Origin of the sequence: Streptomyces sp. CBMA152 (assembly GCF_014596475.1) — a bacterium.
In the GTDB taxonomy this organism is placed as follows: domain Bacteria; phylum Actinomycetota; class Actinomycetes; order Streptomycetales; family Streptomycetaceae; genus Streptomyces.
The window spans coordinates 56,562-68,645 of the sequence record NZ_MECJ01000012.1 but is presented as its reverse complement, the minus strand read 5'-3'; the positions used below and the strand labels follow the sequence as shown (position 1 = coordinate 68,645).

Annotated in this window: 15 protein-coding genes and 1 pseudogene; 5 read left to right on the top strand and 11 right to left on the bottom strand. The window is 68.9% G+C overall.

What is annotated here, in order from left to right:
* Window positions 1-145 precede the first annotated feature (145 nt).
* On the top strand, window positions 146-583 hold the full coding sequence (locus BG418_RS12130; protein ID WP_188273809.1) for an NUDIX domain-containing protein: 438 nt from the start codon (window positions 146-148) through the stop codon (window positions 581-583).
* Between the two features lie 18 nt (window positions 584-601).
* Window positions 602-868 (top strand): annotated as a pseudogene (locus BG418_RS41160) (helix-turn-helix domain-containing protein); the annotation flags it as partial.
* Between the two features lie 259 nt (window positions 869-1,127).
* Here BG418_RS41160 and BG418_RS40515 read toward each other — a convergent pair.
* A complete protein-coding gene (locus BG418_RS40515; protein WP_262928578.1) occupies window positions 1,128-1,259 on the bottom strand; it encodes a hypothetical protein in 132 nt (43 codons plus the stop codon).
* A gap of 55 nt (window positions 1,260-1,314) precedes the next feature.
* On the opposite strand from BG418_RS40515, the gene BG418_RS12120 reads away from it, so the two are divergent.
* The gene (locus tag BG418_RS12120; RefSeq protein ID WP_188273807.1) at window positions 1,315-1,767 is read left to right on the top strand and encodes an SAF domain-containing protein; all 453 of its coding nucleotides are present in this window, start codon (window positions 1,315-1,317) and stop codon (window positions 1,765-1,767) included.
* Window positions 1,768-1,774: 7 nt separating this feature from the next.
* Here the strand turns inward: BG418_RS12120 and BG418_RS12115 are convergent, their stop codons facing one another.
* The 10 genes from BG418_RS12115 to BG418_RS12070 all read right to left on the bottom strand — a co-directional run bounded on the left by BG418_RS12115 (window position 1,775) and on the right by BG418_RS12070 (window position 10,243).
* Window positions 1,775-2,209 carry an NUDIX domain-containing protein gene (locus BG418_RS12115; protein WP_188273806.1) on the bottom strand — a complete coding sequence of 145 codons (435 nt, stop codon included), beginning with the start codon at window positions 2,207-2,209 and terminating at the stop codon, window positions 1,775-1,777.
* A 24-nt stretch (window positions 2,210-2,233) separates the two neighbouring features.
* On the bottom strand, window positions 2,234-3,070 hold the full coding sequence (locus tag BG418_RS12110) for a glycosyltransferase (RefSeq protein WP_223184733.1): 837 nt from the start codon (window positions 3,068-3,070) through the stop codon (window positions 2,234-2,236).
* Window positions 3,071-3,190: 120 nt separating this feature from the next.
* Complete coding sequence (locus BG418_RS12105) at window positions 3,191-4,009, bottom strand: nucleoside phosphorylase (protein ID WP_188273804.1); 819 nt, start codon at window positions 4,007-4,009, stop codon at window positions 3,191-3,193.
* Window positions 4,006-5,799, bottom strand: a complete 1,794-nt coding sequence (locus BG418_RS12100) for a radical SAM protein (protein WP_188273803.1) — start codon at window positions 5,797-5,799, stop codon at window positions 4,006-4,008. Before BG418_RS12100 ends, BG418_RS12105 begins: the two co-directional genes overlap by 4 nt.
* Before the next feature lie 13 nt (window positions 5,800-5,812).
* Window positions 5,813-7,018 carry a DegT/DnrJ/EryC1/StrS aminotransferase family protein gene (locus BG418_RS12095; protein WP_188273802.1) on the bottom strand — a complete coding sequence of 402 codons (1,206 nt, stop codon included), beginning with the start codon at window positions 7,016-7,018 and terminating at the stop codon, window positions 5,813-5,815.
* The gene (locus BG418_RS12090; protein ID WP_188273801.1) at window positions 7,018-7,503 is read right to left on the bottom strand and encodes an RpiB/LacA/LacB family sugar-phosphate isomerase; all 486 of its coding nucleotides are present in this window, start codon (window positions 7,501-7,503) and stop codon (window positions 7,018-7,020) included. The genes BG418_RS12095 and BG418_RS12090 overlap by 1 nt, the downstream gene beginning before the upstream one ends.
* Window positions 7,504-7,849: 346 nt before the next feature.
* Window positions 7,850-8,746, bottom strand: coding sequence for an SAM-dependent methyltransferase (locus BG418_RS12085; RefSeq protein ID WP_188273800.1), 897 nt, complete (start codon window positions 8,744-8,746; stop codon window positions 7,850-7,852).
* Window positions 8,746-9,222, bottom strand: coding sequence for a hypothetical protein (locus BG418_RS12080; RefSeq protein WP_188273799.1), 477 nt, complete (start codon window positions 9,220-9,222; stop codon window positions 8,746-8,748). Before BG418_RS12080 ends, BG418_RS12085 begins: the two co-directional genes overlap by 1 nt.
* A gap of 11 nt (window positions 9,223-9,233) precedes the next feature.
* Window positions 9,234-9,908, bottom strand: coding sequence for a hypothetical protein (locus BG418_RS12075; RefSeq protein ID WP_188273798.1), 675 nt, complete (start codon window positions 9,906-9,908; stop codon window positions 9,234-9,236).
* Complete coding sequence (locus tag BG418_RS12070; protein WP_188273797.1) at window positions 9,908-10,243, bottom strand: ATP-binding protein; 336 nt, start codon at window positions 10,241-10,243, stop codon at window positions 9,908-9,910. The genes BG418_RS12075 and BG418_RS12070 overlap by 1 nt, the downstream gene beginning before the upstream one ends.
* Window positions 10,244-10,788: 545 nt before the next feature.
* Between BG418_RS12070 and BG418_RS12065 the strand changes: the two genes are divergently transcribed.
* Together BG418_RS12065 and BG418_RS12060 are read left to right on the top strand one after the other, a co-directional pair.
* On the top strand, window positions 10,789-11,577 hold the full coding sequence (locus BG418_RS12065) for a DUF5753 domain-containing protein (RefSeq protein WP_262928577.1): 789 nt from the start codon (window positions 10,789-10,791) through the stop codon (window positions 11,575-11,577).
* Complete coding sequence (locus BG418_RS12060; RefSeq protein ID WP_188273795.1) at window positions 11,574-11,789, top strand: DUF397 domain-containing protein; 216 nt, start codon at window positions 11,574-11,576, stop codon at window positions 11,787-11,789. Before BG418_RS12065 ends, BG418_RS12060 begins: the two co-directional genes overlap by 4 nt.
* Window positions 11,790-12,084 lie beyond the last annotated feature (295 nt).

The following is a 12,084-nucleotide window of genomic DNA, read 5'->3' as shown; positions in this document are numbered from 1 at the left end:
GGTGGACCAACTGTTCGTGGCCGACTCGCGAGCGGTAAAGCGACTGATTGTCGACTCGGTCAATTCCGGCAGATCGCACCGGAGTTGGTTGGTGCGTGCTACGTTCCGTTCGCCCCCCTGCACGTGCCGCTGGACGAGGACCGTCATGCCGTACACGCCGCCGCTGTGGCCCGTATCCATCAAGGGCGTCGCGCTCGACGCACACGGCCGGGTCCTGCTCCTGCGCAATGAAAGAGACGAATGGGAGCTGCCCGGGGGCAGGCTGGAGGTCGGCAGTCCGGACGGCACGCAGGCCCCGGACGGCTCGCCCGAGCAGGCGCTGGAGCGGGAGATCGCAGAGGAGACCGGCTGGAAGATCCAGGCCGCCTCCCTCATCGACGGCGGCACGTGGATCTACGAGCCCATCCCGGGGCGACGGGTCTTGATCGTCACCTACGGCTGCACCGTCCTGACTCCGGACCAGACTCCCGTCCTCAGCCGCGAGCACAAGCAACTCGGCCTGTTCACGGCCGAGGAGGTGCCGTTGCTGACGATGCCCCAGGGCTACAAGCGGTCCATCGCCGCGTGGTTCGCCCAGGTGTAGCCGGTGGACGGCACCGTGATGCGGTCCAGTGACGGAGCGGCGGTGCTGCCCTCGCCGTCCCGGTTCGCGGCCTGGCACTGGGCCACCGGGCAAGCACAGCAGATCCTTGCGACCGGCGATCTCGGCAAGATCCTGCGGCTGTTCCGCGCGGTTCACGGGCTGACCCAGACTGAGCTGGGGCAACTGCTCGGCTACGACAAGACGTACGTGTCCGCGATCGAGCTCGGTAAGCGCACGGTCGACGATGTCGGCTCGCGGCGGCGTATTGCTGATCAGCTGCACGTGCCCCCGCACCTGCTCGGCATCACCGATGTCGCCGATACCGATCACCGGGCGATGGTCCAGTTCGGGGAGTCCACCGTGCGGCTGGCGGAGATCGCTCGCCAGTCCGGCCATGCCACGGAAGCGGTCGCTGAACTGTGGCCGCTGGTAGCCCGGTTGGAGGCCCGCCTGGAGGACGGACACGCGGAGCGGGAGGCACCACGGCCGGTACGCCCTACCAGCCCGAGCACGGCAAGCAGCCCTCGTCGGACTGCGGGTATCACTACAGCGGCGCGTCCTCCACACAGCCCTCCGGGAAGTACCACGTCACCGCCACCTCGACGTGGACGATCGACTGGGCGGGTGCAGGGCAGACCGGGCAGCTCATCCAGACCCGGGCGAGTGCCGTGGACATCACCGTCGCAGAGGTTCAAGTCCTCAACTAGCACAGAGAGCAGAGGAATCCCCGCATGGATTCCCCCGCCGCTCCGCCACTGCCACGCCCCGCCAGCCCCCTCCGCACCGAGCTCCCGATCACCACCACGGCCCCCATCAAGCGGCAACGACGCTGGTCGGTAGCCGCGTTGTGCATCGTCCTCGCTGTCATCGCCGGCCTGGGCGCAGCAGCTGCCGTCACGTCGGCCGGCGACCGCGTCAAAGTCCTCGCGATCGCGCGTGACGTCCCGGCGGGGCAGGCGATCACGGACGCCGACCTGCGCATTGCCGAAGTATCCGCCGATGGTGCGCTGACCCCGATGCGCGCCGCCGAGTGGGCCTCCGTGATCGGCAAGCGCCCGGCGGTCGACACCAATCCCTCCGGTGCCGTCGGTTGGCTGGCAGCCGCGAGGGCGGCGGCCAGCAGGGGTATCGCTCGTCGTATCCGCATCGGTAGTGCCTCCAAGACGACGCGTCGGGGCAGGTAGATCTGTCTCAGAGCCAGCCGGTGGTCTCGCCGCGCAGCCAGGCCGTCAGGGCTGCCCGGTCGGTTTCCTCGGTGTCCTGGGCGAGGGTGCGCGGGTGGGTCCAGGACAGTTCGGAGCACCGGTGTGTTTCCGCGTTGCGGACGGGTCCCTCCCAGCGGGTGTGGAAGTACCAGCCGACGATGGGTTCTCCCTTTTCTCCGACTTTGTTGATGACGTGGACGGTGCGCAGGTCGTTCACCTGAACGTCCGCCGCGACTTCCTCGTTGGCTTCGCGGGCGGCGGCCTGAACGGCGAGCTCACCGGGGTCGACTCTGCCGCCGGGCAATGACCACTGGCCGTCGGCGAAGCCGGTGTTGGCCCGGCGCATCATCAGGACGTGCCCGTCCCGGTTTTCGAGGATGATCCCGGCGAAGAAGATCACCGGTGTCTGAGCGTCGGACATGGGTGCTCTCCTGGGCGTAGGTGGTCAGACGACGGGCGGGCGGCCGGCGCGAGTCAGGCGGAGCACGGTGCGCCAGGTCATGGGGGCGCGAGCACCGTGGCCGCCGCGCCATCCCTCACGGAACCCGGTCAGGGACGCGGTGAGTGCGGCGCGGTCGCGGACCCGCCATAGGGTGAGCAGCGCCCAGGTGGTGAGGTTGATCGGGATGAGTGGCAGGGGGAGGTTGCGGCGGGCGACCCAGACCCGGTTGCGGGCGTTGAGCCGGTGGAAGGTGGCGTGGCGGGCCGGGTCGGTTGCGGGGTGGTGGACGACGATGTCGGGCCGGTAGGCGCCTTGAAGTCCGAGGTCCCACAGCCGCCAGGCCAGGTCGATGCCCTCGTGGAAGAGGAAGAAGTGTCCAGGCCAGCCTCCGGCCTGGTCGAAGGCGCTGCGGCGGATGAGGACGACGCCCTCGGCCATCACCGTGACAATGCCAGGCCGCTGTGCGTCGGCCGCACGGAGCCGGGGCACCCAGCGGCGCAGTGTGACGCCGGTGTCCGGGTCGGCGATGCGGGGCTGGACGTAGGCGAGCTGCGGATCCGCGTGAAGGGCCTGGGCGAGGCGCGAGAGGACGTCGGGGGCCGGGAGGAGGGCGTCGTTGTCGAAGAAGAACAAGTAGTCGCCCTTCACCTGGTCGGCGCCGACGTTCCGGCCGGCGGGAATGCCCACGTTCTCCGGGAGTGCGGCGGTGCGCACCCCGTCGGTTTCGGGGACGTGTTCGGGGAAGCAGCCGTTGCCCACCACGACGACGTCCAGGACGATGTCCTGCTGGGCCAGCAGCGAAGCCATGGCCTTGGGGAAGTCGGCGGGTCGGTCGTTCATCGTCAGGACCACGGCGCCGATGGCCGGGCGTACGTCGGTGCTCACGGAAGTGTCCTTGTGCTGTGCAGGCAGGTCCGGGTCACCACGGGCCCGCCCTCATCACGTCATCGGGCAGATCCCTCAACGTAGTGCACCCGGCTGGCATGGTCGGGCGTCGGCGCCGAACGTAGTGAGCGCGGTGAGTGCGGCATCAAGCGCCGTACGGAGCCCCTGGCCGACCTGCGGGTGGTCCTGTCGGGGCTGACGGTCGACGAGGGAGTCGGCGACCGCGAGGACGGCGGCTGCCGGGATCCGCCGGTGGGCGGCGACCGCGAAGAGGCCGGCGGACTCCATGTCGGCGGTCAGGACTCCGGCCAGCGCGTACTGTCCGACCTCACCGGCCGTCTCGCGGTAGGGGGCATCCGTGGTCCAGGTCGGCCCCTGCCGCACCACGATCCCCCGCGCCTCGCACACCTGGGTGAGGTGGCGGGTGAGGTCCTGGGCCGGTGCGGCCCATGCGCCCGGCGGCAGGTAGTGGCGGGAGACGCCGTCGTCGCGCAGCGCCGAGCTGCACACGACGAGACTGCCCGGGGCCAGTTCGGGGGTGAGGGTGGCGGCGGTGCCGATGGTGATGACGCGGCGGGCCCCGAGCGCGATGAGCTGTTCCAGGACCAGGGCGGCGGCCGGGGCGCCGACTCCGAAGCCGCCGCACAGTGCCACCGGGTGGCCGTTCACGTTCAGGGTCCGCAGGTCCCCGCGGACCCAGTGGTGAAGGGGCCGGGTGGGATACGAAGCAAGGGCATGGTCGAGCAGGGGCTGCTGGTAGACGAGGACGACGCCAGCGGTGCCGGACAGCGTGGCGTTCGGGTCGCGTCTGCGGACGTAGGCGGCGTGCTCGGCGGGGTCGGTAACGGACACCAGGACGTGCTTGCCCTGGTAGAGCGGGAAGGAGACAGTCACGGCCGTGCCTCGCGTTCGGCCAGCTGGTTGGCGAGGGTGGTTTCGGCGGCGGCGGGAACGTGGTTGAGGATGTGCCAGGGCAGCACCGGGTCGTCCATGTGCCGCAAGTGCCGGTCGTAGTCGAGGCCGTGCTTGCCCAGGGCCGCCATTAGCTGATCCTTGGTGAGGGTGTCCAGGTCGGTGCCGGAGTTGTACAGGTCTTCCAGGACGTGTCCGATGCGCCGGTCGCCGCGTGAGCAGACGACTTCCAGGTGCATGCGGGCGGTGGCGAACTGTTCCACCCGGTAGTGCGTGTCGAACACGGCAGCGCCGACCAGTGCCTTGAGGCGTTCGCGGACCTGGTTGCCCCACAGGTGGACGAGGTCGGGGTCGGTCATCCGCAGCCGCTGGGTGAGGGTCCCCGGCTTGGGCATGAACTGGTGGAGTTTGACGATGACGTTGGCGTTCTGGCCGCCGAGCCGCTCACGGACGTCCACCGCATAGTCGGCGATCTTCAGGCGGTCTTCTTCCTTCTCGCCCGGTGCGCCGATGATGAAGTACAGCATCACGGTGGTGACGCCCTTCTCGCGACACAGGTTAAGGGCCCGGTTCACGCGCTCCAGCTTCTGCGTCTTGCCGTAGAGGGCGACCAGGTCGGGCGAGGCCCATTCCGGTGCCACGGTGATCACCCCGCGGGTCTGTTTGAGGTGCAGTTCGGTGAACAGGTGCCCGAAGTCGCCGAGTTCGGTCACCGCGTCGAGGTAGTCGGCGTTGATCTCGTCGGCGCGGATCGAGCCGATGATGGTGGTCACGCGCCGCCCGTCGGCATCGGCTCGCTCGGCATAGGCGCGGATGTGGTCCAGGAGCTGCTGGCGGTGGCGGTACTGGGTGAACGTCGGCGCACTGATGATGATCTTCGAGATGCCGTGCTCTTCCAGCCGGTCGACGTAGTCGGTCAGCACCTTGAGGGGCGTCTGCCGGAACGGCGGGTTGCCGAGGTTGCAAAAGAGGCACGTGTGGAGGCAGCCGAGGACGGGGTGGAACCCGGCGGCGCTGCCGTCGCTGATCGGATAGGTGACGTGCGCCTCGTGGATCTCCTCCGTCCTCAGATACTGGGGGTGGACCTGCTCCGGGACGAGCGCGGTGGCGGGGCGGATCGCCCGGATGCCGCCTCCGGGACGGAACTCCGGCGTGTACAGGGAGGGGACGTACAGGCCGGGAATGCGGGCGAGCTCGGGGAGCAGCATCGGCCTAGGGACGGTGCGGTGGGCGTGGACGGTGCGGATCAGCTCGGCGAGAGAGCGTTCGGCTTCACCGACCGCGATCACGTCGAGGTAGTCCGCCAGCGGCTCGGGGTCCGCCAGGCCCTGGTTCCCGCCGATCACCAGCGGGTGCTTGCCGGGGATCCTGTCGGTGCTGCGGCGCGGGATCCCGGCGAGGTCGAGGAGGCGTAGCAGGCTGTGCAGGTCCCCGGCGTTGATCAGGGAGACGCCGACGATGTCGGCCTCGTTGACGGGGGCGGGCGATTCGATGCTGCGGTAGGCCACCCCGTCGGGGGTGGTCAGGCGGTTCCCGTCGCGCCGCAGGCAGTCGTACTGCAGGGCGCGTTCGGCGACGGCGGGGATCTGGGGGCTGCGGTTGATCAGGTCGTGCAGGCCCATCGGGCCGGTGCACATCAACGAGTAGGCGTGCCCGAACGGCAGCAGGAACACCAGACGCAACAGTCCCTCGGGGTCCTTGGGCTCGTAGGGGGCGGACAGCTGGATCTCCCGTGCCCGGATGGCGTCGATCTCGTCGGTCAGCTGGGACATGGCGAACCCGGTTTCAGTCGGTGGGGTGGGTGCGGGCGAGATGGGCGATGGCCTCGCGGATCGCGTCGGCGACCTGCTGCTCCTCGGCGGGGCTCATCTGGGGGTGCAGGCACGGGCACAGCAGCCGGGCGGTGAGCTGTTCGGCGCGCGGGCAGCGCTGCCCGGCGGTGTGCTCGGCCACCAGGCGGTGGAACTGGTAGGCGGGACGGTCGCTGATGATCGAGCCGACCCCGTGCCGCTTGGCCAGCAGGTGCATCAGCCGGTCGCGGCCGTGCCCGGCCCACGCGTCGGGGACCAGGAGGTTGTGCCGGTAGTACAGGTGCCGCTGTTCGTCGAGCTGAGGCGGCGTGGTCAGCTCGTCGATGCCGGCCAGGGCCCGGGTGCGGTCGTGGGCCCGGAGGATGCGGGCCTGGTTCATCTCGTCCAGGCGCTCCAGCTGCACGAGCCCGACCGCGGCCTGCACCTTGCTCATCAGCTGGTTGGTGCCCCAGTGCTCGGTGCCGCCGTACGTGCGCAGCCACCGCAACCGGCCTGCCAGAGCGGGGTCGTTGGTGGTGACCATGCCACCCTGCCCGAACGTGCTCATCAGCTTCTTCGACTCGAAGGAGAACACCGTCGCCCAGCCCTCCGCGCCCACGCGCACCCCGGTGCCGCTGCACCCGCCGCAGGCCCTGGCCGCGTCCACGATCACCACTGGCGGGCCGTGCACCGGGTGCGGGTGGCGGTCGGCGAGGTCGAGGAACGGGCGCAGGTCGGCGACCGCCCCGTTCCAGTGCGTCACGATGATCGCCCGAGTTCGCGGCCCCAGGACCCGCTCGACGTCGCAGGGATCGAGGCTCAAGGTCTCCGGCTCGGGCTCGGCGAGCACCAGACGGCCACCCTGGTGGATCACCGCCAGGTGAGGGCCCGTGAACTGCACGGCGCACGAGATCACCTCGTCTCCCGGCCGCAGCTCCAGGTAGGCCAGGCACATCTCCAACGCGGTGCCGCCGGAGTTGAACGCGACCGCGCACCCGGCCCCGGTGTAGTGGGCGAAGGCGTCCTCGAACCGGACCGTGTAGTCGCCGGCCTTCCAGCCGACGCGCCAGTCGTCGGACTCGGCCATCACCGCCCGCACCGCAGCGTGCTCCGCCTCGGTGTACCAGCCGCCCTGTGCTGGCTCCACCGGCCACCGCAGCCCTTCCCGTCCCGCCGGGACGGTCGCCAGGTCAGTAGGCATCACAGCCCCCGCATCGCGGCGTCGTGGGCGCGGTGCTCGTACGCGGTGATCGCCTCGACCTTCCGCGCCGCCGACGAGGCCGGGTCGAAGCGGTAGCTCAGCCACTCCTGGACCAGCAGCCGGGCGTCATCAAGTCCGATCACGCCCTGTCCGAGTGCTAACACCTGGGCGTCGTTGGACAGGACGGCGTGCTGGACGGACAGCGAGTCGCGGGCCGTCACCGCCCGGATGCCCCACACCTTGTTCGCCGCGATGGCCATACCGAGGCCGGTGTGGCAGATCAGCAGGGCCCGGTCGGCGCTCCCGCGTGCGACCAGTCGGGCCGCGGCGAACGCAACATCTGGGTAGGCGGGTTCCGCGCTCATGTCGTCCGCTACACCGATCACCGAAACAACCTGGCGGCTGGCCCGCAGGTCTTCGGCGAGGGCGGCCTTGTAGCGCAGACCCGCCATGTCCGAGCCGATCGCGATCCGGAGCGGCTTCATGCCGAACCCCTCTCATTGTGAGATCAGTTGGGAACCAGTGGCACCGACCGGCCGTGGCGCCGGCCGGTGCCGTTCCGTCTGCGGCCGACTGCCACTGCCAAATCGCAGACGGAGACCGTGTGGCTACACAAGGCAGGGGTATCTGCTCGCGCCAGGCCATGGGACGGCGAGGCCAGGATCGGCCGGGCGTCAAGAGCTGGTGCCCGGCGCGGGCCAGCTGCGGAGCGCTTGGGCAGGCGCTCTGACAGGGCCTGCGCGGGGCGGGGGCCGCCGGTGCCGCTCCGCGCGAGCAGGCTCCCGGCGGTGGTCTATCCCGGCGCAGCCTGGCCCACGGGCAGGGCGGCGTTCATCGGACGGTCCGGGGAGGAAGGGAGCGGTCACTGGTCATCAGAAACTCCGTGTAGAGGGGGGGGAGGGTGAAGAGCGATGGCCGCGTACGCGGCCGACGACCACGGCGGCGACGCGTACAACCGGTGGCTGCGGTGTGCGTACGCGGTAGGCGCCAGACCCGCGCCGTGCAGCGGCCAGTCACCAACCAGGTCGGCGATGACCTGGCGGGGCCGGGGCACCCAGGGAACCCGGCTTCCTGGTACACGCCCGCGACTCGGCGCACCGTCAGCGGGTGCAGGTCAGCGGTTGCGTGGGTGAGGGCGATGACGCTCCCCGGAGGGAGCACTGCGCGCAGGGTCTGCATCGCCTCCGCCACCTGGCAGGTGTCGGCAATCCACGGCAGCACGTCGTGGATCAGGACCGCGATCGGCTGGCGTGCATTGAGGCAGTCCAGGGCAGGCGAGCCGAGGAGCCGGGCTGTTTCTGCGGCATTGGCGGCAACGAATGTCCAGGCTGCAGCGGCATGGGCGGCGCGGGCGTGCGGGCCCACGAGGGGATCGTTGTCGACGGCGACGAACACCGCCTCGGGATGCCATCGGCGCACGACCTGGTAAAGCGGCCAAGCCGTGCGGTCTTCGGTATGCGGTGACCATGGCGGTGGGTATCCGGAGCCCAGATCCAGGAACTGGTGATAACCAGCGCGGGCCAACATGTCGGCGGTCACTGCCGCGTGGGCGCGGTTGATGACGACGGACAGGCGCCAGTACGGGGCCGCCCACGTCAACGCGTCGGCGAGCGCACGATCGACGGCGTAGTGGTCATCGCCGCCGAGGAAGTAATCAGTCAGGCGGGCGCTGGAGGGACGGTTGGACAGGTCCTTGGGCAAGCCCCCGGTGGCAGGTGTCATGGTCATCAGCAGCCACCTGCCGGTAAGCCACCATTGGAACGGGTCGGGCTGGACGGAGTGCTGGCGGTCTCTAGGGCCTCGCTCAGGGCGGCGGGGTCGACCAGATTTGTGGTGGGGACCCGTATCCAGTAGGCGCCGGGCGGCCGGGTACGAGTGAGCGGCGGCAGCACCACAATGCCCCGGGTGTAACGGAAGGCCAGCAGGTGTTCCCACTGGGGCACGGGTGCGATAAGCCAGTACCAGAACGGTTGGTCGGGCATCGCGAACACCGGCCCACCGTTGCCGTGCTGATTCTCCAGGGCGGCTAGTACCGCGCGCGAAAGTGGACCGGCCTCGGTCAGGACCAGGTGGAAGGCGTCTTTACCGATGTCGGCCACCAGGCCCTGCGTATCTGGCGCGGCCATGGGCGTGATCAGGGGCGGGGTGAACAGGGTGACTGCCGACGGTGGCGGGACCGGCGGCCCCTCGATCACATCAGGCACTGCTTGTGAGTTCATCGTGAACCTGCCGGTGCTGCGATGTCGTTGAGGCACACCAGGCGCAACTGGTGTGCCAGCGCCCACTGTTCGAACGCGTGCCGCGCATGCTGCGGGTGGGCTGTCAGCAGGCTGTACGGCGGGATCAGTTCCTCCATCGACGCCACTGCGAGCAATCCGATGTGCCGCTGCTGGATCAGGCGTCCGACACGCTGCCAGCCCGGCCGATCGGCCAACGGCCACTCAGCCAGCCTGTGATCCTGGTGATACCAGCACACCGACCCGCCGCATTCCCGGGCCAGTTCTTCCAGACGCTGGTGCACGGGGAACAGGGCGGTGCCCTCAGGAGTGCACGTGTACACGGCTGCCGCCACACGGTGCGATTCCAACCGCTCCAGCACACTCCGCAACGTCCGTACGTACCGCCGGCTGGGGTGGTCCGGATCGCGGGGGCACAGCGCGAGGCACTGCCGGGTCATCGCAGCCACCGGCTCCAGCTCCGGCGATGCGACCTCCAGTGTCCGCAGCCGGCAACGAAGGCGCAGGCGCGTCTCCCGCACCTCCGTGACCCGGTTGGCGAACTCGTACGGGCGCAGCCCCTCCGCAATCCTGGCCAGCAATTCGGCCTCCGGCGACCGTGACCTGCTCTGCCGACTGGACACCGGGTTGAGCGACGTCTGCGGCACCGTCATCAGTCCCACCCCGGATCAGCAGGCTCGACTCCGGCACCGGTCGAGGCTGGATCCGTCCAGAACAGGCACCACACGCGTTTCCACTGCTCGCTCTCGTGCATGGTGACGCCCCAGCAGTTGCTGACCGCCGCGACGAGGAAGAGCCCGCGGCCGGATTCGTCGTCGGGTCCCGCCTCCGCGCAGTGCACGGAATCGACGGACTGGTCGACGACCGCCACGCAGACCGCTCGCGTACGCCGGGTGACCCGCACCTGAATGGGGCCCTGGCCGTGTTCCAGCGCGTTGTTGGCCAGCTCGGCAACCGCCGTTTCGACGCGGTCCGCGAGCTCGCCCAATCCCCAAGCATCGAGCGCGCCACAGCACATGCGTCGGCAGTACGCCGGCCAGCACCGGTCGGCCGCAGACAGCTCGGTCCCGCGAGTGCGGGCAAACCACACGGCGTGACTACTCAGGTCAGGTCCCGAGTCGTCCAGGCGCACCTCGAGGGGGGTGGCAGGCAATGGCGTGCGCTCGGCAAGAAGAGTCATGCCCGGTCCTTCGCAGATCAGGGCGGGTACGACGCACTGACTCTTCTCGCCCCGAAGGGCGCGTGTGCGTTGATGTCCCGCATGCGAGATGGCTCAACTACCGTCGTACATAGCGTCGTTAGGATTCAAGAGAATCCCCCCAGAATCCTCTGCGGGGAATAAAGTGGCACATGCCGAGACGCGCACATGGACTGTTGTCTCGGGCAGATGGAATGTCAGACTGCGCCCATCGGCACCGACGGCGCGCACATCACCGGGAGGGACGCACGTTGGTAGCACGAGCACGACCCACCGGACGGCGCATCGCGCTTGGCCAGGACCTGCGCCGCCTACGCAAAGTCGCCGGCCTCACCTTGGAAGAGGCCGTCGCCGATCTCCCGTTCTCCGAGGCTCAGCTCCAGCGAGTCGAAACTGGACAGTCGTCGCTCCGTCGAGCGGAGCACCTGCGAAGCCTCCTCGAAAAGCTTGGCGTCACTGACGACGACACGGTCGAGGAACTCCTGGAGATCCAGCGCGAAGCCTCGAAGGAGGAGTGGGTCATCGAATTCAAAGACTCGATGACGCCGCCCCAGATGCCCAAGTTCGTCGCGATCGAGGAATCGGCACGCACCATCCGAGCATTTCACCCCCTGCTCCCCTGGGGTTCCCTCCAGACAGAACCGTACGCCCGCGCGATCTTCGCCATGCAACAGCCGATCCTGGAGCTCCCAACCGAGTCAATCGACAAGGCTGTCCGGCTCCGGATGCGGCGACGCGAGTTCATCACCCGTGATGAGGATCCCGTGAAGCTCATGGCCATCATCGGCGAACCAGCCCTCCGGCACATCGTGGGCAGCGTCGACGTCATGCGCGAGCAGTGCAACGACATCATCAAACTGGCCAGCCGCGACAACGTGGAGATCCAGATCCTCCCCTCTGTCGGCACTCGGTACCGATTCGCCGGCGACTTCAGCATCTTGGACCTCGGAGACGGACTGCCGCCCCAGGTCCAAGTGGATACAGCGTGGGGAGCCCTGTCGATGTCCGGCAAGCCCCGCGACGTCGGGATCTTCAGCAGACGGTTCGAGCGGCTGAGTACCCATGCTCTGCCGCCCGAGGAGACCCCGGATTTCGTCCAACAACTAGCCCGAGAGATAAAATGACCAACACACTGGACCCGTACTTCACCGACAGCCACTGGAAGAAGTCCTCCTACTCGGAAGGCAGCGGCAACGCCTGCATCGAGACGGCCGTACTGACCGACCAAGTCGGCATCCGTGACTCCAAGGATCTGACCAGGCGACCCATCGCCGTCCCTACCACCGCATGGAGCAGGTTCGTCGACTTCATCACGGTCGACGAAGTACGTCCGTAGGTGCCCCCGTAAGCCTCGACCACGCCACACAGGAGGCCTCCTCTGAGCCAAAGAGGAGGCCTCCGACTCGAACGCGCCGACTCCAATATCGGGCTCTGCGCGCCTCGGCAGCGCGGGCGCGGCGCCTGCCGGAGCAGGCAGCGCGAAAGGGTTGGCGTTTCAACGTGTCTGGCGCACAGACCATCCGGCTTCTTCCACCAGTGCAGGCCAAGCGAGATACACGGTGTATACGGGAGTGAGTTGCGCCGTTGCCCGTGCACCAGGGTGCTCTTGCTGGAGTCGGTTGCGCATGCCG

Coding starts and splice junctions, on each gene's coding strand:
- BG418_RS12130 (WP_188273809.1), top strand. CDS start 146: ATGCCGTACACGCCGCCGCTGTGGCCCGTATCCATCAAGGGCGTCGCG.
- BG418_RS40515 (WP_262928578.1), bottom strand. CDS start 1,259: ATGTCCACGGCACTCGCCCGGGTCTGGATGAGCTGCCCGGTCTGCCCT.
- BG418_RS12120 (WP_188273807.1), top strand. CDS start 1,315: ATGGATTCCCCCGCCGCTCCGCCACTGCCACGCCCCGCCAGCCCCCTC.
- BG418_RS12115 (WP_188273806.1), bottom strand. CDS start 2,209: ATGTCCGACGCTCAGACACCGGTGATCTTCTTCGCCGGGATCATCCTC.
- BG418_RS12110 (WP_223184733.1), bottom strand. CDS start 3,070: ATGAACGACCGACCCGCCGACTTCCCCAAGGCCATGGCTTCGCTGCTG.
- BG418_RS12100 (WP_188273803.1), bottom strand. CDS start 5,799: ATGTCCCAGCTGACCGACGAGATCGACGCCATCCGGGCACGGGAGATC.
- BG418_RS12095 (WP_188273802.1), bottom strand. CDS start 7,018: ATGCCTACTGACCTGGCGACCGTCCCGGCGGGACGGGAAGGGCTGCGG.
- BG418_RS12090 (WP_188273801.1), bottom strand. CDS start 7,503: ATGAAGCCGCTCCGGATCGCGATCGGCTCGGACATGGCGGGTCTGCGC.
- BG418_RS12085 (WP_188273800.1), bottom strand. CDS start 8,746: ATGACCATGACACCTGCCACCGGGGGCTTGCCCAAGGACCTGTCCAAC.
- BG418_RS12075 (WP_188273798.1), bottom strand. CDS start 9,908: ATGACGGTGCCGCAGACGTCGCTCAACCCGGTGTCCAGTCGGCAGAGC.
- BG418_RS12060 (WP_188273795.1), top strand. CDS start 11,574: ATGACCAACACACTGGACCCGTACTTCACCGACAGCCACTGGAAGAAG.